Consider the following 24,632-nt stretch of genomic DNA (forward strand, 5'->3'; position numbering starts at 1 on the left):
GCAATCCCCCCTGGTTTTGACCTGTCCTCCGCCACCCGTTTCACCGCAACGGGACGTTCCTGTCCATATCGGGCGGAGCGCCTATCCCGTGCGCGACAGAAGCGTCCTGTCGGCTGTACCCGCCTGTTCGGCCATCCAGGCATCGAGCGCCCGTGCCTGATCGTCGCTCAGACGCAAGCCCAGCTTGCTGCGCCGCCACAGAACATCCTCCGCACTCCGGGCATATTCGCGGCTCATCAGCCAGATGACCTCCGCTTCCGTCAGGCTGGCCCCGAAATCGCGTCCCAGATCATCGGGGCTTTTGGCCTCGCCCAGAACCTCGCGCGCCTCCGTGCCATAGGCCCGCACGAGGCGTCGGGCCCAAGCCTCTGTCAGAAATGGATAATCCCGGCACAGGCCAGTGGCGAGCGCCGTTTGCCCGTCATGGGGAAAATCGCCGCCGGGCAGGGTGACGCCCGCCGTCCACGGCCCCTTGGTCACGGGCAGGACCGTGCCGATCTGGTCCAGCGCGCTTTCGGCAAGGCGGCGATAGGTCGTGATCTTGCCGCCAAAGATGTTGAGCACGGGCGCACCGCCCGAGCGGTCGATCTTGAGCGTGTAATCGCGCGTCGCGGCTGTCGCCGAACTGGCCCCGTCGTCGTAGAGCGGGCGCACCCCGGAATAGGACCAGACCACATCCGCAGGCGTCACGGGGCGTTTGAAATACTGGCTTGCGAAATCGCACAGGTAATCGCGTTCGGCCTCGGTGCAGACGGGGGCGCGGTTGGGATCGTCATGTTCGGCATCGGTCGTGCCGATCAGGGTGAAATCCTGCTCATAGGGGATGGCAAAGATGATCCGCCCATCGGTTCCCTGAAAGAAATAGCACTTGTCGTGATCGTAAAGCCTGGCCGTCACGATATGGCTGCCGCGCACCAAGCGCACGCTTTCGCGGCTGTTCAGGCGCAGCTTGCCGTGGATCACCTCGCCCGCCCAGGGCCCTGCGGCATTGACCAGCATGCGGGCGCGCAGGATGTTCCGTTTGTCACCACTTGCGATCGTGACCGACCAGATCCCGTCCTCCACCACGGCCGAGATCACCTCGCTATGGGTCAGGATCGTGGCTCCCCGCGCCTCGGCATCGCGCGCGTTCAGGATCACCAACCGGCTATCCTCGACCCAGCAGTCGGAATATTCATAGGCCTTGACGAAACGCTCCTGCAGGGGCACGCCCTCGGGCCGTCCGGGCAGGGTCAGGGTCGTCGTCGCGGGCAGGATTTTCCGCCCCCCCAGCGTGTCATACAGGAACAGGCCCAGCCGGATCAGCCAGGCGGGCCTGCGCCCCTTCATCCACGGCATCACCCGCGACAAAAGCCGCGAGGTCGGCGTGTCGCTCTCGAACCGCATGTCGGGGTGATAGGGCAGCACGAAACGCATGGGCCAGCTGATATGGGGCATGGCCCGCAGCAGGGTTTCACGTTCCACCAGCGCCTCGCGCACCAGCCGGAATTCGAAATATTCCAGATACCGCAGCCCACCATGGAACAACTTGGTCGAGGCAGAAGAGGTCGCGCCCGCCAGATCGCCCTTTTCGGCCAGAACCACCGACAGCCCGCGCCCCGCGGCATCCCGCGCGATGCCGCAACCGTTGATGCCGCCGCCGATGATCAGCAGGTCATGCACGTCTACAGCCGATGTGCTTGCCGCGCTCCGCACGTTTCCGCGCCCTCCCCAGGCGTTCTGTCCTTCGCAGCGGCACCCTAGCGAAACCGAAGCCAATCGCGCAATGATTTTTCCCTAAACGGGCACAAATTTTCGTTTTCGGAAAAAACGAAAGCAATTCGGCCAAATGTTTTTGATTTGTTCCAAGTTGCGTGATCGCTATCGCCGGTTATAGGCTGAAAGCGAACATGACGACGGCAGTTTCCCGCGACTCACCGGCGGGACGAAGGGGGATGGTTCATGTCGCAAAGCATGCGGCTGCCCGAGATTCTCAACATCGCCCGCCGCGATGGCCGCGTGACGGTCGAGGGGCTGGCCGCCCATTTCGACGTGACGCTCCAGACCATCCGCCGCGACCTTGCCGAGCTGGCCAACCAGGGCAAGCTCGACCGCGTCCATGGCGGTGCGGTGCTGCAATCGACCATCGCCAATATCGGCTACGAGGATCGGCGCGGCCTGAACGATGCGGCCAAGGCCGCCATCGCCGCACGCTGCGTGCGCGATATCCCCAACGGCTGTTCGCTCTTTCTCAACATCGGCACCACGACCGAGGCGGTGGCCCATGCCCTGATGCACCACCGCGACATCATGGTGCTGACCAACAACATGAATGTCGCCAATATCCTTGTCGAAAACCCCGCCTGCGAGATCATCGTGGTCGGCGGCCTCTTGCGGCGCTCGGACGGGGGGCTGGTGGGCAGCGTCACGACACAGGCCATCGGCCAGTTCAAGTTCGACCTTGCCGTGGTCAGTTGTTCGGCTCTCGACCTCGATGGCGACATGCTCGACTACGACATCCAGGAGGTCGGCGTGAGCCAGGCCATCCTGAAACAGGCGCGGCGCTCGTTCCTTGTGGCCGACCAGTCGAAATTCCAGCGCCGCGCGCCTGCGCGCATCGGATCGCTGTCGCAGATCGACACCTTCTACACCGATGCGCCGCCCCCCGCCGCGCTGCGCGATGCCTGCCGGGGCTGGGGCACGGGGATCGTCACGCCCTGACGCCCGCGCGCAGCACGGCCTGCACGCCCGCCAGCGCCGGGTAAAGCGCACGATAGGCCGCAAGCCTCTGGGCAAGCGCCTCGGCCGCGCCGGGGCTTGGGGTGAACCAATGGCGCACCTCGGGCTTGGTCATCACCTGCGCGGGGTCCACGCCCCCTTCCGCCAGACAGGCCAGCCGCGCCGCCCCCAGCGCCGGGCCCACATCCGCCGCCTCGCTGCGCCCGATCTTGCAGCCGATCACATCGGCGATGGTCTGCACCACGAGATCACTGCGCGTCCCGCCCCCGATGGCCAAGAGGGCCTCGGGCCGCGTTCCCGTCGCCTCCAGCGCCGCCATCGCATCGGCAAAGCTGAAGGCCACGGCCTCGACCACCGCCCGCATCAGGCTGCCATGGGTCGTCGTTTCGCCAAGCAGGGCAAAGCCCGCGCGGATGTCGCTGTCGCCATGCGGCGTGCGCTCGCCGGTCAGGTAGGGCAGGAACAGGGGGCCGGGGGCGGCGCCTTGTGCCTCGGCCAAAAGCTCCACGATCGGTCGGTTCAAAAGCCCCGCAAGCCACGCGAGGGGCCGCGCGCCGTTCAGCATCGCGGCCATCTGGAACCATTGCCCCGGCACCGTATGGGCATAGGCATGGATGCGGCGTTCCAGGTTCGGGCGATGCGCGCCCGTGGTCACGAACAACTGCCCCGATGTGCCGAGCGACAGGAACCCGTCGCCATCCGCGACCGCGCCGATCCCCACGGCGCCCGCCGCCGCATCGCCCGCGCCCACCGCAACCGGGATGCTTGCGGGCAGGCCCAGCTCCTTTGCCACGGCGGCGCGCAACAGGCCTCCGATCTCGCTTCCATGGCGCACCTCGGGCAGCCATGCGGGATCGGTGGCGCTCGCCTTGCACAGAGCCGCGGACCAGCACCGCGCCCCGCTGTCATACCACGCACTGCCCGAGGCATCGGTGGGGTCGGTCACAAGGGTCCCGTGCAGGCGCAGCCCGATGTAATCCTTGGGCAAGAGCACATGGGCAATCCGTGCATGCGCCGCCGGTTCATGGCGCGACAGCCACAGGATCTTGGGCGCGGTGAAGCCGGGCATCGGTGGCACGCCCCCGATCTGTCCCGCCTCTGGCTCGGCATCGAGCATGGCGGCGCATTCGGCCTCGGCGCGGGCATCGTTCCACAAGATCACGGGCCGGATCGGGTGGTGATCGGCATCGAGCACGACCGCGCCATGCATCTGCCCCGACAGCCCTATGGCGCGCACCTGCCCGCGCAGATCGGGCGCGATCCCCCCGATGGCCGCGCAGGTCGCCGCCCACCAGTCCGCGCAATCCTGTTCGCTGGCCCCGTCAAAGGGATGCTGCACCGTCAATCCCGCCGAGGCGCTGGCGACCACCGCGCCCGATGCGTCCATCACGCAGGCTTTCACCGCCGATGTGCCAAGATCTATGCCCAGGTACATGCCATGCCCCTTCGATCCGCTGCCCTGTCCGAAACGCTTCCGTTCCGGCGCGTTTGGCGCAACAAGTATGCATCCCGCGCCGCCGCCACCCAAGGTGCAGCCGCGGGAGAAAGGCAAGAAAAAACTTTACTCGCGTCATGTTTTACGGATTGTGAACCTGGGCCCGCACCCGTCCAAACCGCCGACCCAGCGCGAGAGGGGGCAGATCGTGACTGAAAACAAGATCCGCAACATGGAGGAATTCGCCGCCCTCAGCGGGCTGTCGCGTCCCACGATCTCCAAGTATTTCAACGATCCCGCCAGTGTGCGCGCCCGTACCCGCGAGCGGATCGAGGATGCGCTGACGCGCTATGAATTCCGCCCCAACATCTACGCGATGAACCAGAACCGCAGCCTGACCAAGATCGTGGGCATCGCGGTTCCCTATCTCGCCGACCCTTTCTTTGCCGAAATTGCGCGCACGCTCGAACGGCGCTGCATCGATGCGGGCTTTTCCCCGATCCTCTACAGCGCTCATGGCCAGCAACAGCTGGAAACCGACATCCTGTCGGGCCTTGCCGCGCTGAAACCTGCGGGGGTGTTTCTCGCGCCGCTGGGGCGGCTGTCGGATCGCGGCGCGATCGAACGCTTTTGCCGCGACGTTCCCACCGTGCTTTTTGACAGCAATATCGAGGGGATGGGCGAAGCCTTCGTGGGTTCCGACAATTTCAGCTTCGTCCAGCAGACGGTCGATTACCTTTGCCGCACCGGCGCGCCGCCGTGTTTCTTCGAGATGAAGACACCCGCCAACCCCAATGCCAACAAGCGCCGCAACGCCTATCTCAAGGTGATGAACGACGCGGGCCTCGAGCCGCAGGTGATCCAGATCGAAGGCGAAGGCTGGGGGTTCGAGGAAATCGGCCGCCGTGGCGCACATGAGCTGATCGAGAAACGCGCCCTGCCGACCGACACGATCCTGTGCAGCAACGACCGTCTCGCGATCGGGTTCCTGGCCGGTTGCTACGAACGCGGCCTGCGCGTCGGGCGGGGCGAGGGTTGCGCGCTGCGCGTTGCCTCCCACGATGATCATCCCTTCTCGCGCTTCACCTGTCCGGCGCTGACGACGGCGGCCCATGAATATGAACTCGTGGCCGACAAGTGCATGCAGACCCTGTTTTCGCTGATCGAGGCGGGGGGCCGATTTGCCACGCGTGAGGAAACGCTGATCCCTGCGCGGCTGATTCTGCGGGCCTCGGCCTGAATCCAAGCCATTCTGGCAAATAGTAATTTACGCGCGTAAAGAAAAATCTTGACGCGGGGCAGATACGGCGCATAGCCTTTGCCCACGACACATCCAAACCAGGGAGGATACGGATGTCTTGCATGACCGCGCTTCGCGCGTCCGCTGCCCTTGCGCTCTGCGTTTCCGCAGGTGCCGCCATGGCACAGGACACCACCATCACCATCGCGACCGTGAACAACGGCGACATGATCCGGATGCAGGGGTATACCGACCTCTTCACCGAACAGACCGGCATCAATGTCGAATGGGTGACGCTCGAGGAAAACGTGCTGCGTCAGCGCGTGACCACCGACATCACCACCAATGGCGGCCAGTTCGACATCATGACCATCGGCATGTATGAAACGCCGATCTGGGGTGCGAACGGCTGGCTCGTGCCGCTCGACGGCCTGTCGGAGGCCTATGACGTCGACGACATCCTGCCCGCGATGCGCGGCGGTCTCAGCCATGACGGCACGCTCTATGCCGCGCCCTTCTACGGCGAAAGCTCCATGGTCATGTATCGCACCGACCTGATGGAAGCCGCTGGCCTCGAAATGCCCACAGCCCCCACCTGGGACGATATCCGCGCCGCCGCTGCGGCGATGAACGATCCCGCCAACGAAGTCTACGGCGTCTGCCTGCGCGGCAAGCCGGGCTGGGGCGAGGGCGGGGCCTTCATCACCGTCACCGCCAATTCCTTCGGCGCACGCTGGTTCGACGAGGAATGGAACGCCCAGTTCGATCAGCCCGAGTGGGAAGAGGCGCTGACCTTCTTCGTCGATCTGATGAACAACTACGGCCCGCCCGGCTATGCCACCAACGGCTTCAACGAAAACCTGTCGCTGTTCCAGCAGGGCCGTTGCGGCATGTGGATCGACGCGACCGTCGCCGCATCCTTCGTGACCAACCCCAACGACTCGACCGTCGCCGACAGCGTGGGCTTTGCGCTTGCGCCCGACAATGGCCTGGGCAAGCGGTCCAACTGGCTCTGGGCATGGGCGCTTGCGATCCCCGCCGGCACCCAGCAGGCCGATGCCGCGCTGCAGTTCATCGAATGGGCGACCTCGCGCGAATATATCGAGCTGGTGGCCGAGAACGAAGGCTGGGCAAACGTGCCCCCGGGTGCGCGCACCTCGCTCTACGAGACGCCGGAATACCAGGCCGTGCCCTTCGCGCAGATGACGCTCGACTCGATCCTCGCAGCTGATCCGACCAATCCGACGGTCGATCCGGTGCCCTATGTCGGCATCCAGTTCGTGGCCATCCCCGAATTCGCGGGCATCGCGACCGAGGTCAGCCAGGAATTCGCCGAGGTCTATGCCGGTCAGCAGACCGTGCAGGAGGCGCTCGCCAATGCGCAGGCTCTGACCAACGACGCGATGGAAGCAGCCGGCTACCGCTAAGGCGCGCTTCCTCTCCCCGGTCGGGGGGCGGTCATCCAGATCGCCCCCCGTCTGTCTCTACGTCCTGTCCCTGCCACCGCGCCGTGCGGTATAGCAGCGACCCCGCAACCCCTGTTCCAAAGGTGCGATCATGGCGACCCAGCATGCCCGTTCCGCCGCCCGCCTGATGATGGCCCCGGCCGTCATCCTGCTTCTGGGCTGGATGCTCGTGCCGCTGACCATGACGCTGTGGTTCTCGTTCACGCGCTACCTGCCCATGCGCGGCGACAGCATCGAGAACGGCCTGCCCTGGGTGGGGTTCGAGAATTACGTGCGTTTCTTGGGCTCCAGCTCCTTCTGGCCCAGCGTTCAGGCGACGCTCCTGATCGTGGGGGGCGTTCTGGTCATCACCGTCATCCTCGGCGTGCTTCTGGCGATCTTGCTCGATCAACCCTTCTGGGGGCAGGGGATCGTCCGCATCCTCGTCATCGCACCCTTCTTCGTCATGCCGACCGTCTCCGCGCTGGTGTGGAAGAACATGATGATGGACCCGGTGAACGGGATGCTCGCGCATCTGTGGCGCCTGTTCGGGCTGACGCCTGTTTCCTGGCTTTCGGATGCCTCTGTGCAATCCATCATCCTGATCGTCTCGTGGCAATGGCTCCCCTTTGCCACCCTCATCCTTCTGACCGCGATCCAGTCGCTCGACCGCGAACAGCTCGAGGCCGCCGAGATGGACGGCGCGCCCGTCATGGCCCGGTTCTGGCACATCGTCTTGCCGCATCTGGGCCGCGCCATCACCATCGTCGTGCTGATCCAAACGATCTTTCTTCTGTCGATCTTCGCCGAGATCTTCGTCACCACCGGCGGCTCCTTCGGCACCCGGACGCTGACCTACCTGATCTTCCAGCGCGTCGTGGACAGCCAGAACATCGGGCTGGGGTCGGCGGGCGGCGTCTATGCCATCATCCTTGCCAATATCGTCGCCATCTTCCTGATGCGCATCGTCGGCAAGAACCTGGACCGCTGAGGGGGCATCATGGCACGCGCAGTCACCACCCGCCGCAAGATCGCCACCACGGCGCTGGCTTGGGCCATCGGCCTGCTGATCTTCTTCCCGATCTTCTGGACCATCCTGACGAGCTTCAAGACCGAGGCGCAGGCGATCAACAATCCGCCGCTCTTCTGGGGCTTCGACTTCACGCTCGAAAATTACGCCGTGGTGCAGGAACGCTCCGATTACATGCGGTTCTTGTGGAATTCCGTCATCATCGCTGGCGGCTCCACCTTGCTTGGTATCCTGGTCGCCGTGCCGGCTGCATGGTCCATGGCCTTCGTGCCTTCGCGCCGGACCAAGGACATCTTGCTGTGGATGCTCTCGACCAAGATGCTGCCCGCCGTGGGCGTGCTCTACCCGATCTCGCTGATCTTCGTGGAGCTGGGCCTGCTCGACACGCGCGGCGGTTTGATCGTGGTCCTGATGCTGATCAACCTGCCGATCATCGTCTGGATGCTCTACACCTATTTCCGCGAAATCCCAGCCGAAATCCTCGAGGCCGCGCGGATGGACGGGGCGACCCTCAAGGCCGAAATCCTCTATGTCCTGACGCCCATGGCGATCCCCGGCATCGCCTCCACGGTGCTGTTGAATTTCATCCTCGCCTGGAACGAAGCCTTCTGGACCCTGAACCTGACGGCGGCCAGCGCGGCACCTCTCACCGCCTTCATCGCCAGCTATTCCAGCCCCGAGGGCCTGTTCTTCGCCAAACTCAGCGCGGCCTCGACCATGGCCATCGCGCCGATCCTGATCCTTGGCTGGTTCAGCCAGAAGCAATTGGTCCGGGGGCTCACCTTCGGCGCCGTGAAGTAAGGAAAAAGCGCTCAAGCAGCGAAGCGATAGCGCGAAAGGAAATCCGAAATGGGACGCATCACGCTGGACAAGGTCCGCAAGGCATTCGGCGACGTGGAGGTCATTCCCCCTCTGGACCTGACCATCGAGGACGGGGAATTCGTGGTCTTCGTCGGCCCCTCGGGCTGCGGGAAATCCACCCTCCTGCGGCTCATCGCGGGGCTCGAGGATGTGACGGGCGGCCAGATCCGCATCGACGGCAAGGATGAGACCGCCGTGCCGCCCGCCAAGCGCGGCCTTGCCATGGTGTTCCAATCCTACGCGCTCTACCCCCACATGTCGGTGCGCAAGAACATCGCCTTTCCCCTGCGCATGGCGGGGCTGGACCGCGCGGAACAGGATCGCCGCGTCGCCGCCGCCGCCGAGGTGCTGAACCTCACCGATTATCTCGACCGTCGCCCCGGTCAGCTTTCGGGCGGCCAGCGCCAGCGCGTGGCCATCGGGCGGGCCATCGTGCGCGAACCCTCCGCTTTTCTGTTCGACGAACCGCTCTCCAACCTCGATGCCGCCCTGCGCGTGGGGATGCGGCTTGAAATCTCCGAACTGCACAAGCGGCTCAAGACCACGATGATCTACGTCACCCACGACCAGGTCGAGGCGATGACCATGGCCGACAAGATCGTGGTCCTGCGCGCGGGCCATATCGAACAGGTGGGCAGCCCGCTGGAACTCTACCGCGCGCCCCGCAATCTCTTTGTGGCGGGCTTTATCGGCAGCCCGAAAATGAACCTCATCGACGGCCCCATCGCCGCAGACCATGGGGCCACCACCATCGGCATCCGCCCCGAACACATCTCCGTCTCGACCGAGGCGGGCGCGTGGAAAGGAACCGTGGGCCTGTCGGAACATCTGGGCTCCGACACCTTCTTTCACGTCACCTGCGACGGCATCCCCAGCCCCCTGACCGTCCGCGTCGGGGGGGAGGTCGCGCTCGATTACGGCCAGACGATCTGGCTGTCGCCCGACCCGGCACAGATCCACCGCTTCGACCAGAACGGGTTGCGCATCGCATGACACGCCTTACCGGAAAGACCGCGCTCATCACCGGGGCGGCCCGTGGCATCGGCCGCGCCTTCGCCCAAGCCTATGTGCGCGAAGGCGCGCGCGTGGCCATCGCCGATATCGACATCGCCCGCGCCCGCGAAACGGCAGGCCAGATCGGCCCCGCCGCCATCGCCGTCGAACTGGACGTGACCCGGCAAGACAGCATCAACGCCGCCGTCGCCGAAACCGTCGCCGCGCTCGGACAGATCGACATCCTGATCAACAACGCCGCCATCTTCACCGCCGCCCCCTTGGTCGAGATCGACCGCGCCGATTACGCCCGCACCTTCGACATCAATGTCGCGGGCACGCTCTTCATGATGCAGGCCGTCGCCCGCCACATGATCGAACGCGGCATCAAGGGCCGGATCATCAACATGGCCTCCCAGGCCGGTCGCCGGGGCGAGCCGCTCGTCGCCGTCTATTGCGCGACCAAGGCCGCCGTCATCAGCCTGACCCAATCCGCAGCCCTCAACCTCATCGCGCACGGCATCAACGTGAACGCCATCGCGCCCGGCGTCGTCGACGGCGAACATTGGGACGGGGTCGATGCCTTCTTCGCGAAATACGAAGGCAAGGCGCCCGGCCAGAAAAAGGCCGAGGTGGGCGCAGGCGTCCCCTATGGCCGCATGGGCCGGGCCGAGGATCTGACCGGAATGGCCGTCTTCCTCGCCTCGGACGAGGCCGAATACATCGTGGCCCAATGCTACAACGTCGACGGTGGCCAATGGATGAGCTGATGACCATGAACCGCCCCGTTCCGCTCTCCACCGCCACGCTGGCCGATCTGCCGCAAGACATCCTGCGCCCCGGCTATGACCGCGCGCGGCTCACGCCCGGCATCGTCCATATCGGGCTTGGCAATTTTCACCGCGCCCATCAGGCCTGGTATACCCACCGCCTGATGCAACAGGGCCTGGCGCAGGATTGGGCCATCCTGGGCGCAGGCGTCCGCCCCTATGACGCGGGCATGCGCGACAGGCTTCTGGCGCAGGATTGCCTGACCACGCTGATCGATTTGTCGCCCAAGGGCCGCAGCGCCGAAGTGACCGGCGCGATGATCGACTATCTGCCCATCGCAGAGGGTAATGCCCCCCTCATCGCCGCCATGGCCGATCCCGCGATCCGCATCGTGGCCCTGACCGTGACCGAGGGCGGCTATTTCATCGATGCCTCCGGGGGGTTCGATGCAACCCATCCCGACATCGCCCATGACGTGGCCCATCCGGGCAGCCCCCGCACCGCCTTTGGCGCGATGGTCGCGGCGCTGCGGCTCCGGCGGGCGGCGGGGCAGGGGCCTTTCACGGGCCTTTCGTGCGACAACCTGCGGGGCAATGGCGCGATCTTGCGGCAGGTGGTGACGGGGCTTGCGCGGCTCACCGACCCCGACCTCGCTGATTGGATCGACGCCAACGGCGCCTTTCCCAATTCCATGGTCGATTGCATCGTGCCCGCCACCGGCCCCGCCGAACTTGCGCTGGCCCGCGAGATCGGCATCGCCGATGCCGCCCCCGTGACGCACGAGAATTTCCGCCAATGGGTGATCGAGGATGCGTTTTGCGCAGGCCGCCCCGACTGGGACCGTGTCGGCGCGACCTTCACCCCCGATGTCCATGATTACGAGATGATGAAGATCCGCATCCTGAATGCGGGCCATCAGGTTCTGGCCAATGCAGGTGAGCTGCTCTCCGTGCCCACCATCGCCGATTGCATGGCCCATCCCGCCATCGCCGCCCTGTTCCGTAAGGTGCAGAGCCGCGAAATCCTGCCCCATGTCCATGCCGTGCCGGGGATGACGCCCACCGCCTATCTCGACCTGATCGAGACGCGCTTCGCCAATCCCGCGATCCGCGACACGACGCGGCGCGTGGCCTTCGACGGCTCGTCGCGGCATCCGGGCTTCGTCCTGCCGATCCTGCGCGACGGGCTGGCGGCAGGAACCCCGGTCGACGGCCTCGCGCTGGTCGAGGCGCTCTGGGCGCGCATGTGCGCGGGCACGCGGGAGGATGGCAGCCTGATCGAGGCCAATGATCCCGACTGGTCCCGCCTGGCCGAGATTGCCTCCGCCGCCCGCGCGCGGCCCATGGCATGGCTGGAACAGGGGGCGATCTACGGCGATCTGGCGGCTGTTCCGCGCTTTGCCGATGCTTTCGACCACTGGCTTGGCATGCTTTGGCGCGCGGGTACGGCGGCGACACTGGCCGCCTACACCCAGGCCGACTGAGCGCCGCGCGCAACGCCCCCCCCGTTCATGGGTGTTGCCTGCGCGCAGCGCTTTTGCGCCTTTTTGCTCGCGACGGCACCCATGTGGCGCGTAACGCCCCAACTTTGTCCATAATCGACCCGAAGTGGGGGCCTTCTTCCGCCGTCCGGCGGCCATGAGCCGCCCCCTTGCGTGCCACGAAAGACGGAAAACAGATGTCGAAAACCGGGATCACGGGTCTCAAGGCGGGCACTGTCCTCGCCGCCGCGCTCGCCCTCCAGCTTGCCGCACTGCCCATGGCGCAAGCCCAGGCTCAGGAACAGGATACCGCTGCCATCACGCTGAACGGCGTCACCGTCTATGACGGCACGGCCCTGTTGCTCTTTGCCGCCCGCGTCGCCGCCGAACGTCACGGGACGGTGACCGCCGATCAGATCGCGGCCATCGTGCAAAGCATCTATGCCGAAGATGGCTATTTCCTCGCCGATGTGCGCGCCACGCCCGATGGCCGCGCCATCGTGGTGACCGAAGGCGTCATCGCCTCCGTCAGTGTCGAGGGCACCGACCCCCGCACCTTCGACAGGCTGCGGGGCTATTTCGATCCCCTGATCGGCCAGCCTGCACCCGATATCCACCGTTTCGAACGCGCCGTTCTTCTGGCCGACGATCTCGAAACCATCGCGGTGACCGCCGAGATCGACGCCAGCGACCCCGCCGGGGCGCATGTGCGCCTCGTCGCCATCCCCGAGGCCAGCTCTGCCGGGGCCATCACCCTCGACAACCCGGCGCGCGCCTTCGGCGATGCGCTGACCCTCTCCTTCAATCAGGAATATTACGCGGCCCTCCAACCCGGCGATCTCCTGCGCCTGTCGCTCAGCCATACCGAAGGTTTCGATCCGGAAGACCGCGAAACCATGGGCTCCGTGACCTACCGCGCGCCGGTCGGCAGCGGCGGCGGCTATGTCGAAACCTATCTCGCCAATATCGCCGCCCAGCATGACGCCTTCGGCACGCTGCAACAGACTGACCGCGCCGGCCTGACCGGGATCATCGCCTTTGGCTATCCCGTCCTGCGCAGCATCGACCGCTACGTCTATGGGCTCGTGGAACTGCGCGGTGCCCGGACCGAGGTCGATGTCGGCGCGCGGCGCTTCAATTCCGAGCTTTACGCGCTCTCGGCCTCCTGGATCGACGGTCAGGCCCTGGCCGATGGCGGGGCGCTCGAATATGCGCTCGATCTGACCTACGGGCAGCAGGTTTCGGTTCCCGCCGGTCTGGATGCGGGCGATCTGACCTTCTGGTATCTGCGCGCGGGCCTCGATTTCGAAATCCCGTTGGGCTTCATGCCCGATGCCAGCCTGCGCTTTGACGCCACCGCCCAATTCACCACCGCACGCCTGCCCGCGGCCGAGGAATATGTCCTTGGCGGGCAAGAGGACCTGCGCGGCTTCCCCTTCGCCGAGGCGCAGGGCGACAGCGGCCTGTCCTTCGCGTTGTCGGCAGGGCGCGATTTCCGCCCCGCGACCGGCGCGATCCAGCGCATCCGTCCCTTCGTCTTCGTCGATGCAGGTCGGATCTGGAACAACCAGCCCTCCGCCTCCGAGACCACCGCGATCTCTCTCGCTTCTGCCGGGGCCGGGGTCGAGATGCAGATGGACGGCAATCTCTACCTTCGCGGGCATATGGGCTTTCCGCTCACCGACGGGGTGACGCAACGCACGAGCAACCCCGCGATCTATCTTGGCCTGACGAGGAGCTGGTGACATGACCACGCGTTCCCTGTTCGCGGCGATCCTGCCCTTGACCCTTCTGTCCGTGCAACCCGCACAGGCCGTGCCGCGCGGCTGGTGTCAGGGTGTCGGAAACCCGCATCAAAGCGTTGCCTGTGCCGGCTCGACAAGCCTGCCCCAGACGGGGGGCGGCGTGATCCCGGGCGCAACGACCCAGCCCGGCGGCCTGACCGGCGCCACCACCGCGCCCGCATCCCTGACAGCCCACCCGGTGCTCGTCACGCCGATCGCCCCGCTGACCTTCACCGGCTACGGCCCGGTCCAGACCGTCACCGGGACGGTGGGGGCCCCCATCGTCGGCTATGCGCCCGTGCAGGTGGTGACCGGCACCTTTGCGCCGCCCGTCGTCGGCTACGCGCCTGTCCAGACGGTCACAGGCACCGTCGCGCCGCCCATCGTCGGTTATGCACCCGTGCAGACCGTGACCGGCACCGTCGCGCCCCCCATCGTCGGCTATGGTCCCGTGCAGAACGTCACGGGCACGACCGGACCCTCCTTCGTGGGCTACGGGCCGGTGCCTGTTGCGCCCGGTGCCACGGGGACCGGCACACCGTCCATGGGAATCGCCGTCACCCCGCTGCCCCCCCGCGTGATCGAAGGCTACGGCCCCGTCCCCCCGACGATCCTTGTCCATCCGGTGGCATCGCCGGGTGTGACCGGAACCGGGCAGGTGCCGCCCTTGGCCGGCAATCCGGGGGGCGCGGCCCAGCCGACGCTCATTCCCCGCCCGCGCCCCTTGGGCCAACCGACAGCCCCCGGCGCACAGGCCACGACAGGCGGTGCCGCCACCCACGACCGCACCGGCGGCGGCGCTTCCGCGGCACAGGCCATCGTGCCCCATGCCACGGGCCGACAGGAGGGGGGCGGTGCCGTGTCGCAAGGCACGTCATGGACCTGCCTGACGGGCGGCCATGGCCCGCGTCTGGTCGAAACCGGATCGGGCCCGCGCGTCATCGGCACCTATTCCCATATCGGTCAGGTCGATGCGCTGGCGCGCGACGTGCCGGCACGCCATCCCACCCAACCCCATTGCATCGTCGCCATAAGGCGCGACTGACCGCAGCCTCGGGACAGCGGCCCAACCGCGAGAGCGTTCCTGCGCGCCTGCCGCAGGCGGGCCTTCCCGCCATGCCATCCCGACCTCTCCGCGCCGCAGACGCGCGTTGGTCGGGACCGACAGGGCCAGCCGTTGCACGGTTTGAGGATAAATCGGGGGGATGGTGCCGCAGGGGAGGATTGATCTCTCGACCAAGCAGCGCCGCAGGCGCGCGTTGGTCGGGACCGACAGGGCCAGCCGTTGCACGGTTTGAGGATAAATCGGGGGGATGGTGCCGCAGGGGAGGATTGATCTCTCGACCAAGCAGCGCCGCAGGCGCGCGTTGGTCGGGACCGACAGGGCCAGCCGTTGCACGGTTCGAGGATAAATCGGGGGGAATGGTGCCGCAGGGGAGGATTGAACTCCCGACCTTACCCTTACCAAGGGTACGCTCTACCACTGAGCTACTGCGGCGATGTGGGCGCTCCAATAAAAGCATCTTTCCCCCTCCGCAAGCGCAATCTGGACGCTCGGGCGCATCAAGGGTAAAGGCTGGCACATGGCACGCAAGGATGGCGATACCGGCAGGGCAGGGGGCGGGGCGGGCGACCGTACGGCGCGGCTCAAGGCGACGCTCAAGGCCAATCTGGCCCGCCGCAAGGCTCAGGCCCGCGCGCGCTCGGCGACAGACGACACAGAACAGCCGGACGACACCGGCGACGACCAACACGGGCAGTGAAAGGGCAGGGGCGATGGATCGGATCGTGGTGACGGGCAATGGCCCGCTTTCGGGGCAGATCCCCATCGCAGGCGCGAAAAACGCCTGCCTCACCCTCATGCCCGCGACATTGCTCAGCGACGAGCCGCTCACGCTCACCAATGCGCCGCGTCTCTCCGACATCCGCACCATGACCACGCTCCTGCAATCGCTGGGGGCCGAGGTTTCGGCCCTCAACGGCGGGCAGGTTCTGGCCATGTCCTCGCATGGGCTGAACAACCACACCGCCGATTACGACATCGTGCGCAAGATGCGCGCCTCGATCCTCGTTCTGGGCCCCATGCTCGCGCGCGAAGGGCGGGCCATCGTGTCGCTGCCCGGCGGCTGCGCCATCGGCGCGCGCCCCGTCGACCTGCATCTCAAGGCCTTCGAGGCGATGGGTGCCGATCTCGACCTGCGCGACGGCTATGTCCATGCCGAGGCGAAGGGCGGGCTCAAGGGGGCCGTGATCGACTTTCCCATGGTCTCCGTCGGTGCCACGGAAAACGCGCTGATGGCCGCCACCTTGGCCAAGGGCACCACCGTTCTGAAAAACGCCGCCCGCGAACCCGAAATCGTCGATCTCGCCCGCTGCCTGCGCAAGATGGGCGCCCAGATCGAGGGCGAGGGGACATCGACCATCACCATCCAGGGCGTCGACCGGCTCCATGGCGCGACCCATCCCGTCGTCACCGACCGGATCGAACTGGGCACCTACATGCTCGCCCCCGCCATCGCGGGCGGCGAGGTCGAATTGCTCGGCGGCCGCCGCGATCTCGTCGCGGCCTTCGCCGACAAGCTCGAGGCGACGGGCGTCTCCGTCACCGAAACCGAACGGGGCCTCACGGTCGCGCGCACAACCGACCGCGTCCGCGCCGTCGATGTGGTCACCGAACCCTTCCCGGGCTTTCCCACCGATCTTCAGGCGCAGATGATGGCGCTTCTGTGCTTTGCCCACGGCACATCGGTGCTCGAGGAACGCATTTTCGAGAACCGCTTCATGCATGCCCCCGAACTGATGCGCATGGGCGCCCGGATCGAGGTGCATGGCGGCACCGCCACCGTCACGGGCGTCGAGAAACTCAAGGGCGCGCCGGTCATGGCGACCGATCTGCGCGCCTCGGTCAGCCTGATTCTCGCGGGCCTTGCCGCCCAGGGCGAAACCGTGGTCAGCCGCGTCTACCACCTCGACCGCGGTTATGAACGGGTCGAGGAGAAACTCGGCAATGTCGGCGCGAAAATCCAGCGGGTGCAAGGCGATGGTTGACGACGCCCGGTTCGAGGATGCAGCCGAAGGCCCCGTCGCGCTCCGCGCGCTCGATGCCGATGACCTGCGCGTGATCTCGGCGCTTGTGCAGGACGCGATCCTGCCCGCCGCCGAAATGACCTTCGACCGCCGCCGCCGCCGCTTCGCGCTTCTTCTCAACCGCTTCCGCTGGGAAGATGCCGCCGCCCGCCCCCCCGAACGGGTGCAGGCCGTGCTCGCCATCGAGGATGTGCGGGCCGTGGCCAGCCAGGGCATCGACCGCGCCGATCCCGATCTGGTCCTGTCGCTCCTCGCGCTCGACTGGACCCCGGGCGAGGATGGCACGGGCCGCATCACGCTGGTCCTTGCGGGCGACGGGGCCATCGCGCTCGATGTCGAAACCATCGAGGTGACGCTCAAGGACGTGACCCGCCCCTATGTCGCCCCCTCGGGCCAGACCCCGCGCCACCCCGAATGACAGCTGCGGCGCTTCCATGACGATCCGGCGGCTCGACCCGTCCGACTGGGCACGGTTCCGCGAGATCCGCCTCGACATGCTGCGCACCGCCCCCACCGCTTTCGGCTCCACGCAAGAAGAATGGGCCGCCAAACCCGAACGCGACATCCGCGACTGGCTGGCGAAAATCCATACGCTGGGCCTTTTCGACGGCCCCCGCCTTGTCGGTACCGCAGCCTTTCACCGCCAGACCTCCCCCCGCGCCACCCACCGCGCCGAGGTCATCGCCGTCTACCTCCGCCCCGCGGCGCGCGGGCAGGGCCATGCCCTGACCCTTCTCGCCGCCCTCGCCGATGCCGCCAAAACCCAAGGCATCGTGCAACTCGACCTCCATGTCGCCGATTGGAACGCGCCCGCCATTGCGCTCTACGAGCGTGCGGGCTTTGCCACCACCGGCCGGATGCCGCGCGCCATGCGCCATGGCGGCCGCTTCAGCGACACGCTCATCATGGTCCGTGCCCTCGACACGCCCTGATCCCCCCCCGATCCGACCTGAGGCACCTTGCGCGCTTGAGACCGCGCCGCCCCCGCGCTATCTGCCCCCGACCGCACCCGCGCCCCGTTCCGACAAAGGCGACAGAAGAATGCCCCAGTTCCTCTCCACCACCGACGCCGATTTCGCCCCCCGCTTCGCCGCCCTTCTGGAGATGAAGCGCGAAGACGCGCCCGAAGTGGACGACATCGTCGCCCGCATCATCGCCGATGTGCGCGCGCGCGGCGATGCCGCCGTGATCGAGCTGACCGAACGCTTCGACCGCCTGTCGCTCACCCCCGAGACGCTGGCCTTCAGCCCCGCGGAGATCGCCGCGGCGATCGACAAGGTGCCCGGCCCCGAACGCGCCGCGCTGGAACTGGCCGCCGCCCGCATCCGCACCTATCACGAACGCCAACGCCCCGCTGATGCCGAATGGACCGATCCCTCGGGCGCCACGCTCGGCTGGCGCTGGACGGCGGTCGAGGCGGCGGGCCTCTACGTGCCGGGCGGGCTCGCCTCCTATCCCTCCAGCGTGCTGATGAACGCGATCCCCGCGCAGGTGGCGGGCGTCAAACGCCTTGTCATGTGCGCGCCCACCCCGGGTGGCGTGGTCAATCCGCTCGTCCTCCTTGCAGCCCATCTCTCGGGCATCGACACGATCTACCGCATCGGCGGCGCGCAGGCCGTGGCCGCCATGGCCTATGGCACGGCCACCATCACTCCCGTCGACAAGATCACCGGCCCCGGCAACGCTTTCGTCGCCGCCGCCAAGCGCCGCGTCTTCGGCAAGGTCGGCATCGACATGATCGCGGGCCCCTCCGAGATTCTCGTCGTGGCCGATGCCGACAATGACCCCGACTGGATCGCGCTCGACCTCCTGTCCCAGGCCGAACATGACGAAAGCGCGCAATCGATCCTGATCACCACCGATGCCGCCTTCGGGCAGGCCGTGGCCGCCGCCGTCGACAAACGCCTCGAAACGCTCGACCGCCGCGCCATCGCCGGGGCCAGCTGGCGCGATTACGGGGCCATCGTCACCGTCCGCGACCTGTCCGAGGCGGCGGCGCTGACCGACCGCATCGCCCCCGAGCATCTGGAATTGTGCGTGGCCGACCCCGTCGCGCTGTCGCAGACCATCACCCATGCCGGCGCGATCTTTCTTGGACAGTGGACGCCCGAGGCGATCGGCGATTACATCGGGGGGCCGAACCACGTCCTGCCCACGGCGCGCTCGGCCCGGTTTTCCAGTGGGCTCTCGGTGCTCGATTTCATGAAACGCACGACCCTTGCCCGCATGACGCCCGAGGCGCTGAAATCCATCGGTCCCGCCGCCGAAACGCTCGCGGCCTCCGAAAGCCTCGAGGCCCATGGCCTCTCGGTCGGCGCGCGGCTCGCGCGGCTCAACCGCAAGGGCGGCGAGGATACGGGGGCATGACCATGCATATCAGCCATATCGAGATCGACATGGACGGCATGCCCGCCCCCACGCCGGAAATCGAACAGGAACGCCGCGTCGCCATCTTCGACCTGCTCGAGGAAAATTCCTTCGCGCTGCCCGCCCGCGACGACCGCGTGGTGCCGCCCGGTCCCTATCACGTCACCCTCTCGATCCGCGAAAAGCGCCTCGTCTTCGACGTGAACACCGAAGATGCGCAGGATGCGGCCGAGTTTCACCTCTCCCTCTCGCCCTTCCGGCAGGTGGTCAAGGATTACTGGCAGATCTGCGAAAGCTACTACAAGGCGGTGAAAAACCTGCCCCCCAGCCAGATCGAGGCGATCGACATGGCCCGGCGCGGCATCCACAACGAGGGCGCGCGCATCTTGCAAGAACGGCTCGAGGGCAAGGCGAGCGTCGATACCGACACCGCGCGCCGCCTCTTCACGCTGATCTGCGTCCTGCATTTCGGGGCCTGAGGGGTAGGGCTGGCGTGAGCGGCGATTTCCCCTCCTCGGTGCTCTTTTGTTGCGATCACAACGCGACGCGCTCGCCCATGGCCGAAGGGCTGATGAAGAAATTCTACGGCCACCGCGCCTATGTGCAATCGGCGGGGGTGCGCAACGATCTGGAAATCGACGGCTTTGCCGTCGCCGTCTGCGCCGAAATGGGCGTCGAATTGCAACGCCACCGCGTGCGCAGCTTCGACGACATGCACCAATGGGGCGACGACATCTCGGGCTTCGACCTGATCGTGGCGCTCTCGCCCGCCAGCCAGCGCCGCGCGCTCGAACTGACCGGCACATTCCATCTCGACGTGGAATACTGGCCGATCCTCGATCCCACCGGCCTTGGCGAAACGCGCGAGGCGAAACTTGCCAGCTACCGGCAGGCCCGCGACCAGATCGTCGACCGCATGATCGCCCGCTTCGGGCCCCCGACCGAAGCGTGATCGCCCCACCCGCGCCAAAGTCTCACCTGCCTCAGCCGGACGGGTCGTGTTATCCTTCCCTGAGGAATGTCGCGCAAAAGTGGAAACCGGTTTGCGCTACCCGGGCATGTGACATCAGAATGTTGGAGAGCGGCGCGTGACTGCGAATGAACGCGACGCGCACCAGGCCCATACGGATCGGAGGTGATCGCCCTGAACAGCCATGGCATCCGCTTCACCGCCCGCATCCTGCGCAAGCAGGACGATCTGCCGCGCTACATCGTGGTGCACCCCGACCTTGTCGCGGGCCGCACTGCCGCCTTCGCCGCCGATGTGATGTTGAACCAGGCCGGCCCTTTTCGGCGCAACATCCGCCCATGGGGCAAGGGGTCGGATGTGTTCTTCTTCAACCTGACCACGCCGCAATGCCAAAAGGCCGGTCTCGACACCCATGACACATGCGAGGTGACGATCCTGCCCCTCTCGTGACCTCGGGCCGCCTTGGCCCTTCCCGTCGGTGCCCTCGCGTTCTATCGTCAGGGCATGTCTGACACCCACGCCCTCATCACCCGCTATTACGCCGCCTTCAACGCAGGCGACATCGACGCCATGATCGCCTGCCTGTCGCCCGACGTGGCCCATCACGTGAACGAGGGGCAGGTGCGGCGCGGCACCATCGCTTTCCGCGCCTTTTGCGATCACATGGCGCGCTGCTATGCCGAACGGCTCGACGACATGGTCATCATGACCACGCCCGATGGCACCCGCGCCGCCGCCGAATTCACCGTCCACGGCACGTATCTGGCGACCGACAAAGGCCTGCCGCCCGCCCATGGCCAGACCTATACCCTGCCGGCGGGTGGCTTCTTCACCATCCGCGACGGGCAGATTTCGCGCATCGTCACCTATTACAACCTCGCCGACTGGATGGCGCAGGTCTCGGCATGAGCCTTGCCATCCGCAGCTATCGCGGCGCTGCCATCGCGCCCATGGTCGAGGATTTCGCCCATCTGCGCATATCGGTCTTCCGCGACTGGCCCTATCTCTATGACGGCGATCTCGATTACGAACGCCGCTACCTGGCCGATTACACCCGATCCGACAGCATTCTGGTCGCCGCTTTCGACGGTGACACGCTCGTGGGCGGCTCCACCGGATTGCCCTTATCCGATCATTCCGAGGTTGCCGCCGATCTCGCCCATGCCCTGCCATGCGACGCGAAGAACGTCTATTACTGCGCTGAATCCGTTCTGCTTTCGACCCACAGGGGGCAGGGGGCCTACCGCCGTTTCTTCACCCTGCGCGAGGATCACGCCCGCAGCCTGAATTGCACTTATGCGATCTTCGCCGCCGTGATCCGTCCCGCTGACCACCCCCTCCGCCCCGCAGGCGCCCAAACCCTAGATCCCGTCTGGCGGCACTACGGCTACGCGCCCCTGCCGGGGGTCACGACCACGATTTCCTGGCGCGACATCGGTGACGCGGTCGAGACGCCCAAACCCCTTCAGGTCTGGATCAAACCCTTATGAGGATCGCCACCGCCGCCTATCCGCTCGACGCGCCCGCCACATGGGCCGCCTATGCCGAGAAACAGATCGCCTGGGTCCGCGAGGCGGCCCACGCCGGGGCCGACCTGCTGGTGTTCCCCGAATATGCCCGCATGGAACTGGCCGCCCTCCAGGGCGTCGCCCATGACCTCGAAGCCTCGCTTCATGCCGCCGCCGCGCTGGCCGAAAAGGCCGATCACCTCATGGCCGATCTGGCGCAGGGCTATGGCGTCCACATCCTCTGCCCCTCGGGCCCCGTCTTCGACGAAGACCACGACCGCCCCGTCAACCGCGCCTGGCTGCTCGGCCCCGATCCCGCCGCGCCCTTCCTCGGCCACCAGGACAAACAGGTCATGACACGCTTCGAGCGCGAAACCTGGAATGTCGTCCCCGGCGATCCGCCGGGCGTCATCGACACGCCCCTTGGCCGGATCGGCATCCTGATCTGCTACGACGCCGAATTCCCCCTTCTGGCCCGCGCGCTGGTCGACCAGGGGGCCGAGATCCTGCTCGTCCCCTCCTGCACCGACACCGAACATGGCTACAACCGCGTCCGCATCGGGTCCATGGCCCGCGCCTTGGAAAATCAATGCGTTGTCGTGCAATCCCCCACCGTGGGCGATGCGCCCTGGTCGCCCGCCGTGGATGAGAACGTGGGGGCTGCGGGCATCTTCGGCCCCCCCGATCTGGGCTTTCCCGCCGACGGGATCCTCGCCCAGGGCGCGCTGAACGAACCGGGCTGGGTCATGGCCGATATCGACCCTGCCGCCATCGCCCGCGTCCGCGCCGAGGGGGCCGTTTTCAACCACGCCCATTGGCCTGAGAGCGCCACCCGCGCGGCCCTTGCCGGGGACGAGGCAGATTTGCCTTGAAAATCTGCCGCAAGGGGCGCATTTACCCGCCACCTGCGCCGCCCCACGGTGGCGCGCCAATCAAGGAGTGACCATGGCCAAGGAAGAAATGCTCGAATTTCCTGGTGTCGTTAAGGAACTCCTGCCCAATGCGACATTCCGGGTCGAGCTTGAAAACGGCCATGAGATCATCGCGCATACGGCAGGAAAGATGCGCAAGAACCGCATCCGCGTTCTGGCCGGCGACCGGGTTCAGGTCGAAATGACGCCCTATGATCTGACAAAGGGCCGCATCAACTACCGTTTCAAATAACGCGACCCTTGCGGTCGTGCAGTGCGGGTGAGCGTGGCGCCGCAGGCGACGCGCGCCCCACCCAAGATCCGACAGGGCGCTGACATGACACATCCGCTGCCCTCAAGGCCCCGCCTGATCCTCGGATCGGGCAGCCCCCGCCGCAAGGAATTGCTGGCGGTGCTTGGCGTCGTGCCTGATGCCATCCTGCCCCCCGACATCGACGAAACGCCTGCGCGCGGCGAATTGCCCGGCCCCTATTGCGCCCGCATCGCGCGCGAGAAACTGGCCGCCATCCCCGCCGGTCCCGATGATGTCGTGCTCTCGGCCGATACGACCGTGGCGCTCGGTCGCCGGATCCTGGGCAAACCCGCCGACGAGGGCGAGGCGCGCGCCTTTCTGGACCTGCTGTCAGGCCGCCGTCACCGCGTCTTCACCGCGCTCGCGGTCCGGCGCGGCCCCCTTGTCCGCGAACGCCTCGTCGAATCGCGGGTCAAGATGAAACAGCTCTCCCCTGCCGAACGCGACGGCTACATCGCCACCGGCGATTGGCGCGGCAAGGCGGGCGGCTATTCGATCCAGGGGCCTGCCGGGGCCTTCATCCCGTGGATTTCCGGCAGCCACAGTGCCATCGTGGGCCTGCCGCTATCGGAAACCGCGCAACTTCTGCAGGCCATGGGCCTCGAGATCTGGGGGCAGGGATGAAGGGCCGCGTCATTCTCCTCGACCAGCTGCAGGGCCGGGCCGCCGCCGCGCTCATGGTCGATGGCCATCTGGCCGATATCTTCGTCGATCCGCCCGAGGATGCGGGCCCGATGCCCGGCGCGATCTTCCGCGCTGTCGCCGATCGCCCGATGAAAGGGCAGGGCGGCGTCACCGTCAGCATGGGCGCGGCCAAGGGCTTCCTGAAACAGGCGGGCGGCATGTCCCCCGGCGACAGGCTCCTGGTGCAGGTGACAGGCCCCGCCGAGCCGGGCAAGGCCGCGCCGGTGACGACGCGCCTCCTGTTCAAAAGCCGCTATGCCATCGTCACCCCCGACGCGCCGGGGCTCAACATCTCCCGCCGCATCCGGGACGAGGCCGAACGCGACCGGCTCCTCGAAATCGCCCATGCCGCGATGGAGGGCGCGCCCGAGGGCCACGGCCTGATCCTGCGCAGCGCGGCCGAGGCGGTCGATCCCGAGGCGCTCGAGGATGACATCACCGCCATGCGCGATCTGGCCGCCGCCGTGGTGGCCGATACCGACGGCCCGCCCGAATGCCTCGTCGATGCGCCCGATGCGCATCTTCTCGCATGGCGCGACTGGGCCGATCCCGACCCGGACGAGGTCGTCGACAGGCCCGGCTGTTTCGAGACCCATGGCGTGATCGACGCGGTGGAGGCGGCGCTGTCGCCCCGTGTCGATCTGCCGGGCGGGGGCACGGCCTATGTCGAACCCACCCGCGCGCTCGTCGCGGTCGATGTGAACACCGGGGCCGACACCTCGCTTGCCGCGGGGCTCAAGGCCAATCTGGCGCTGGCCCGTATCCTGCCGCGCATTCTGCGCATCAAGGGTCTGGGCGGGCAGGTGACGCTCGACCTCGCGCCCATGCCCAAGAAAGACCGCCGCGTGATCGAGGATGCCTTGCGCCGCGCCTTCCGCGAGGACGGGGCCGAGGTGGTGCTCGCCGGCTGGACGCCGCTGGGCTGTTTCGAATTGCAAAAGAAACGCGACCGCCCCCCGCTCGCCACCCTCTGGCCCGACCTCGGCTGATCCCCCCTTCGGCTGGGGCGCGCGCGTCACGGCGCACCAACTTCCC

General features: G+C 66.7%; 26 protein-coding genes and 1 tRNA gene. 24 read left to right on the forward strand and 3 right to left on the reverse strand.

Features of this window, described 5'->3' with window-relative positions; translation table 11 throughout:
- Positions 1–81 precede the first annotated feature (81 nt).
- Positions 82–1,695, reverse strand: coding sequence for a glycerol-3-phosphate dehydrogenase (gene glpD / locus AABA51_RS05005; protein WP_338274995.1), 1,614 nt, complete (start codon positions 1,693–1,695; stop codon positions 82–84).
- A 246-nt stretch (positions 1,696–1,941) separates the two neighbouring features.
- Here glpD and AABA51_RS05010 point away from each other — a divergent pair, with 246 nt between their 5' ends.
- Complete coding sequence (locus AABA51_RS05010) at positions 1,942–2,700, forward strand: DeoR/GlpR family DNA-binding transcription regulator (RefSeq protein WP_338274996.1); 759 nt, start codon at positions 1,942–1,944, stop codon at positions 2,698–2,700.
- Here AABA51_RS05010 and xylB read toward each other — a convergent pair.
- Complete coding sequence (gene xylB, locus AABA51_RS05015) at positions 2,690–4,153, reverse strand: xylulokinase (protein WP_338274998.1); 1,464 nt, start codon at positions 4,151–4,153, stop codon at positions 2,690–2,692. The genes AABA51_RS05010 and xylB overlap by 11 nt on opposite strands.
- Positions 4,154–4,361: 208 nt before the next feature.
- Between xylB and AABA51_RS05020 the strand changes: the two genes are divergently transcribed.
- The 9 genes from AABA51_RS05020 to AABA51_RS05060 all read left to right on the forward strand — a co-directional run bounded on the left by AABA51_RS05020 (position 4,362) and on the right by AABA51_RS05060 (position 14,802).
- Positions 4,362–5,393, forward strand: coding sequence for a LacI family DNA-binding transcriptional regulator (locus AABA51_RS05020; RefSeq protein WP_338275000.1), 1,032 nt, complete (start codon positions 4,362–4,364; stop codon positions 5,391–5,393).
- Between the two features lie 113 nt (positions 5,394–5,506).
- Positions 5,507–6,820 (forward strand): ABC transporter substrate-binding protein, encoded by a 1,314-nt coding sequence (locus AABA51_RS05025; protein WP_338275003.1) that lies wholly within the window; start codon positions 5,507–5,509, stop codon positions 6,818–6,820.
- Positions 6,821–6,950: 130 nt separating this feature from the next.
- On the forward strand, positions 6,951–7,829 hold the full coding sequence (locus tag AABA51_RS05030; protein ID WP_338275005.1) for a carbohydrate ABC transporter permease: 879 nt from the start codon (positions 6,951–6,953) through the stop codon (positions 7,827–7,829).
- A gap of 9 nt (positions 7,830–7,838) precedes the next feature.
- Complete coding sequence (locus AABA51_RS05035; protein WP_338275007.1) at positions 7,839–8,669, forward strand: carbohydrate ABC transporter permease; 831 nt, start codon at positions 7,839–7,841, stop codon at positions 8,667–8,669.
- Between the two features lie 48 nt (positions 8,670–8,717).
- Positions 8,718–9,722, forward strand: coding sequence for an ABC transporter ATP-binding protein (locus AABA51_RS05040; protein ID WP_338275010.1), 1,005 nt, complete (start codon positions 8,718–8,720; stop codon positions 9,720–9,722).
- On the forward strand, positions 9,719–10,492 hold the full coding sequence (locus tag AABA51_RS05045) for an L-iditol 2-dehydrogenase (RefSeq protein ID WP_338275012.1): 774 nt from the start codon (positions 9,719–9,721) through the stop codon (positions 10,490–10,492). Before AABA51_RS05040 ends, AABA51_RS05045 begins: the two co-directional genes overlap by 4 nt.
- Before the next feature lie 5 nt (positions 10,493–10,497).
- Positions 10,498–11,976 carry a mannitol dehydrogenase family protein gene (locus AABA51_RS05050; RefSeq protein WP_338276443.1) on the forward strand — a complete coding sequence of 493 codons (1,479 nt, stop codon included), beginning with the start codon at positions 10,498–10,500 and terminating at the stop codon, positions 11,974–11,976.
- Between the two features lie 194 nt (positions 11,977–12,170).
- Positions 12,171–13,718 (forward strand): ShlB/FhaC/HecB family hemolysin secretion/activation protein, encoded by a 1,548-nt coding sequence (locus tag AABA51_RS05055; protein ID WP_338275015.1) that lies wholly within the window; start codon positions 12,171–12,173, stop codon positions 13,716–13,718.
- Position 13,719: 1 nt separating this feature from the next.
- Positions 13,720–14,802, forward strand: coding sequence for a hypothetical protein (locus AABA51_RS05060; protein WP_338275017.1), 1,083 nt, complete (start codon positions 13,720–13,722; stop codon positions 14,800–14,802).
- 378 nt (positions 14,803–15,180) lie between these two features.
- Here the strand turns inward: AABA51_RS05060 and AABA51_RS05065 are convergent.
- A tRNA-Thr gene (locus AABA51_RS05065) sits at positions 15,181–15,255 on the reverse strand.
- Between the two features lie 85 nt (positions 15,256–15,340).
- On the opposite strand from AABA51_RS05065, the gene AABA51_RS05070 reads away from it, so the two are divergent.
- The 14 genes from AABA51_RS05070 (at position 15,341) to AABA51_RS05135 (ending at position 24,586) form a co-directional block, all read left to right on the forward strand.
- Complete coding sequence (locus AABA51_RS05070; protein ID WP_338275018.1) at positions 15,341–15,520, forward strand: hypothetical protein; 180 nt, start codon at positions 15,341–15,343, stop codon at positions 15,518–15,520.
- A 13-nt stretch (positions 15,521–15,533) separates the two neighbouring features.
- The gene (murA, locus tag AABA51_RS05075; protein ID WP_338275020.1) at positions 15,534–16,805 is read left to right on the forward strand and encodes a UDP-N-acetylglucosamine 1-carboxyvinyltransferase; all 1,272 of its coding nucleotides are present in this window, start codon (positions 15,534–15,536) and stop codon (positions 16,803–16,805) included.
- On the forward strand, positions 16,798–17,262 hold the full coding sequence (locus tag AABA51_RS05080) for a DUF2948 family protein (protein ID WP_338275022.1): 465 nt from the start codon (positions 16,798–16,800) through the stop codon (positions 17,260–17,262). Before murA ends, AABA51_RS05080 begins: the two co-directional genes overlap by 8 nt.
- A 16-nt stretch (positions 17,263–17,278) precedes the next feature.
- Complete coding sequence (locus AABA51_RS05085; protein WP_338275024.1) at positions 17,279–17,776, forward strand: GNAT family N-acetyltransferase; 498 nt, start codon at positions 17,279–17,281, stop codon at positions 17,774–17,776.
- A gap of 109 nt (positions 17,777–17,885) precedes the next feature.
- Positions 17,886–19,211: a histidinol dehydrogenase gene (gene hisD, locus AABA51_RS05090; RefSeq protein WP_338275026.1), complete on the forward strand. Its 1,326-nt coding sequence runs from the start codon at positions 17,886–17,888 to the stop codon at positions 19,209–19,211.
- Positions 19,208–19,690, forward strand: a complete 483-nt coding sequence (locus AABA51_RS05095; protein WP_338275028.1) for a UPF0262 family protein — start codon at positions 19,208–19,210, stop codon at positions 19,688–19,690. Before hisD ends, AABA51_RS05095 begins: the two co-directional genes overlap by 4 nt.
- 14 nt (positions 19,691–19,704) lie before the next feature.
- Positions 19,705–20,163 carry a low molecular weight phosphatase family protein gene (locus AABA51_RS05100; protein ID WP_338275030.1) on the forward strand — a complete coding sequence of 153 codons (459 nt, stop codon included), beginning with the start codon at positions 19,705–19,707 and terminating at the stop codon, positions 20,161–20,163.
- 183 nt (positions 20,164–20,346) lie between these two features.
- Positions 20,347–20,631, forward strand: a complete 285-nt coding sequence (locus tag AABA51_RS05105) for a hypothetical protein (RefSeq protein WP_338275032.1) — start codon at positions 20,347–20,349, stop codon at positions 20,629–20,631.
- A 54-nt stretch (positions 20,632–20,685) separates the two neighbouring features.
- A complete protein-coding gene (locus AABA51_RS05110) occupies positions 20,686–21,090 on the forward strand; it encodes a ketosteroid isomerase-related protein (RefSeq protein ID WP_338275034.1) in 405 nt (134 codons plus the stop codon).
- Positions 21,087–21,671, forward strand: coding sequence for a GNAT family N-acetyltransferase (locus tag AABA51_RS05115; protein ID WP_338275036.1), 585 nt, complete (start codon positions 21,087–21,089; stop codon positions 21,669–21,671). The genes AABA51_RS05110 and AABA51_RS05115 overlap by 4 nt, the downstream gene beginning before the upstream one ends.
- Positions 21,668–22,561: a carbon-nitrogen hydrolase family protein gene (locus AABA51_RS05120; protein ID WP_338275039.1), complete on the forward strand. Its 894-nt coding sequence runs from the start codon at positions 21,668–21,670 to the stop codon at positions 22,559–22,561. Before AABA51_RS05115 ends, AABA51_RS05120 begins: the two co-directional genes overlap by 4 nt.
- Positions 22,562–22,634: 73 nt before the next feature.
- Entirely contained in the window at positions 22,635–22,853 is a 219-nt protein-coding gene (gene infA / locus AABA51_RS05125) for a translation initiation factor IF-1 (protein ID WP_037209844.1), read from the forward strand.
- A gap of 84 nt (positions 22,854–22,937) precedes the next feature.
- Positions 22,938–23,537 carry a Maf family protein gene (locus AABA51_RS05130; protein ID WP_338275046.1) on the forward strand — a complete coding sequence of 200 codons (600 nt, stop codon included), beginning with the start codon at positions 22,938–22,940 and terminating at the stop codon, positions 23,535–23,537.
- Positions 23,534–24,586, forward strand: coding sequence for a ribonuclease E/G (locus AABA51_RS05135; protein WP_338275049.1), 1,053 nt, complete (start codon positions 23,534–23,536; stop codon positions 24,584–24,586). Before AABA51_RS05130 ends, AABA51_RS05135 begins: the two co-directional genes overlap by 4 nt.
- The last annotated feature ends 46 nt before the right edge of the window (positions 24,587–24,632 follow it).

The organism is Roseicyclus marinus (genome assembly GCF_036322625.1).
GTDB lineage: Bacteria > Pseudomonadota > Alphaproteobacteria > Rhodobacterales > Rhodobacteraceae > Roseicyclus > Roseicyclus marinus_A.

Bases quoted from the DNA above. Each gene is read 5' to 3' on its own strand.
- AABA51_RS05010 (WP_338274996.1), top strand. From the start codon at position 1,942: ATGTCGCAAAGCATGCGGCTGCCCGAGATTCTCAACATCGCCCGCCGC.
- xylB (WP_338274998.1), bottom strand. From the start codon at position 4,153: ATGTACCTGGGCATAGATCTTGGCACATCGGCGGTGAAAGCCTGCGTG.
- AABA51_RS05025 (WP_338275003.1), top strand. From the start codon at position 5,507: ATGTCTTGCATGACCGCGCTTCGCGCGTCCGCTGCCCTTGCGCTCTGC.
- AABA51_RS05030 (WP_338275005.1), top strand. From the start codon at position 6,951: ATGGCGACCCAGCATGCCCGTTCCGCCGCCCGCCTGATGATGGCCCCG.
- AABA51_RS05035 (WP_338275007.1), top strand. From the start codon at position 7,839: ATGGCACGCGCAGTCACCACCCGCCGCAAGATCGCCACCACGGCGCTG.
- AABA51_RS05040 (WP_338275010.1), top strand. From the start codon at position 8,718: ATGGGACGCATCACGCTGGACAAGGTCCGCAAGGCATTCGGCGACGTG.
- AABA51_RS05045 (WP_338275012.1), top strand. From the start codon at position 9,719: ATGACACGCCTTACCGGAAAGACCGCGCTCATCACCGGGGCGGCCCGT.
- AABA51_RS05050 (WP_338276443.1), top strand. From the start codon at position 10,498: ATGAACCGCCCCGTTCCGCTCTCCACCGCCACGCTGGCCGATCTGCCG.
- AABA51_RS05055 (WP_338275015.1), top strand. From the start codon at position 12,171: ATGTCGAAAACCGGGATCACGGGTCTCAAGGCGGGCACTGTCCTCGCC.
- AABA51_RS05060 (WP_338275017.1), top strand. From the start codon at position 13,720: ATGACCACGCGTTCCCTGTTCGCGGCGATCCTGCCCTTGACCCTTCTG.
- AABA51_RS05070 (WP_338275018.1), top strand. From the start codon at position 15,341: ATGGCACGCAAGGATGGCGATACCGGCAGGGCAGGGGGCGGGGCGGGC.
- murA (WP_338275020.1), top strand. From the start codon at position 15,534: ATGGATCGGATCGTGGTGACGGGCAATGGCCCGCTTTCGGGGCAGATC.
- AABA51_RS05080 (WP_338275022.1), top strand. From the start codon at position 16,798: ATGGTTGACGACGCCCGGTTCGAGGATGCAGCCGAAGGCCCCGTCGCG.
- AABA51_RS05085 (WP_338275024.1), top strand. From the start codon at position 17,279: ATGACGATCCGGCGGCTCGACCCGTCCGACTGGGCACGGTTCCGCGAG.
- hisD (WP_338275026.1), top strand. From the start codon at position 17,886: ATGCCCCAGTTCCTCTCCACCACCGACGCCGATTTCGCCCCCCGCTTC.
- AABA51_RS05095 (WP_338275028.1), top strand. From the start codon at position 19,208: ATGACCATGCATATCAGCCATATCGAGATCGACATGGACGGCATGCCC.
- AABA51_RS05110 (WP_338275034.1), top strand. From the start codon at position 20,686: ATGTCTGACACCCACGCCCTCATCACCCGCTATTACGCCGCCTTCAAC.
- AABA51_RS05115 (WP_338275036.1), top strand. From the start codon at position 21,087: ATGAGCCTTGCCATCCGCAGCTATCGCGGCGCTGCCATCGCGCCCATG.
- AABA51_RS05120 (WP_338275039.1), top strand. From the start codon at position 21,668: ATGAGGATCGCCACCGCCGCCTATCCGCTCGACGCGCCCGCCACATGG.
- infA (WP_037209844.1), top strand. From the start codon at position 22,635: ATGGCCAAGGAAGAAATGCTCGAATTTCCTGGTGTCGTTAAGGAACTC.
- AABA51_RS05130 (WP_338275046.1), top strand. From the start codon at position 22,938: ATGACACATCCGCTGCCCTCAAGGCCCCGCCTGATCCTCGGATCGGGC.
- AABA51_RS05135 (WP_338275049.1), top strand. From the start codon at position 23,534: ATGAAGGGCCGCGTCATTCTCCTCGACCAGCTGCAGGGCCGGGCCGCC.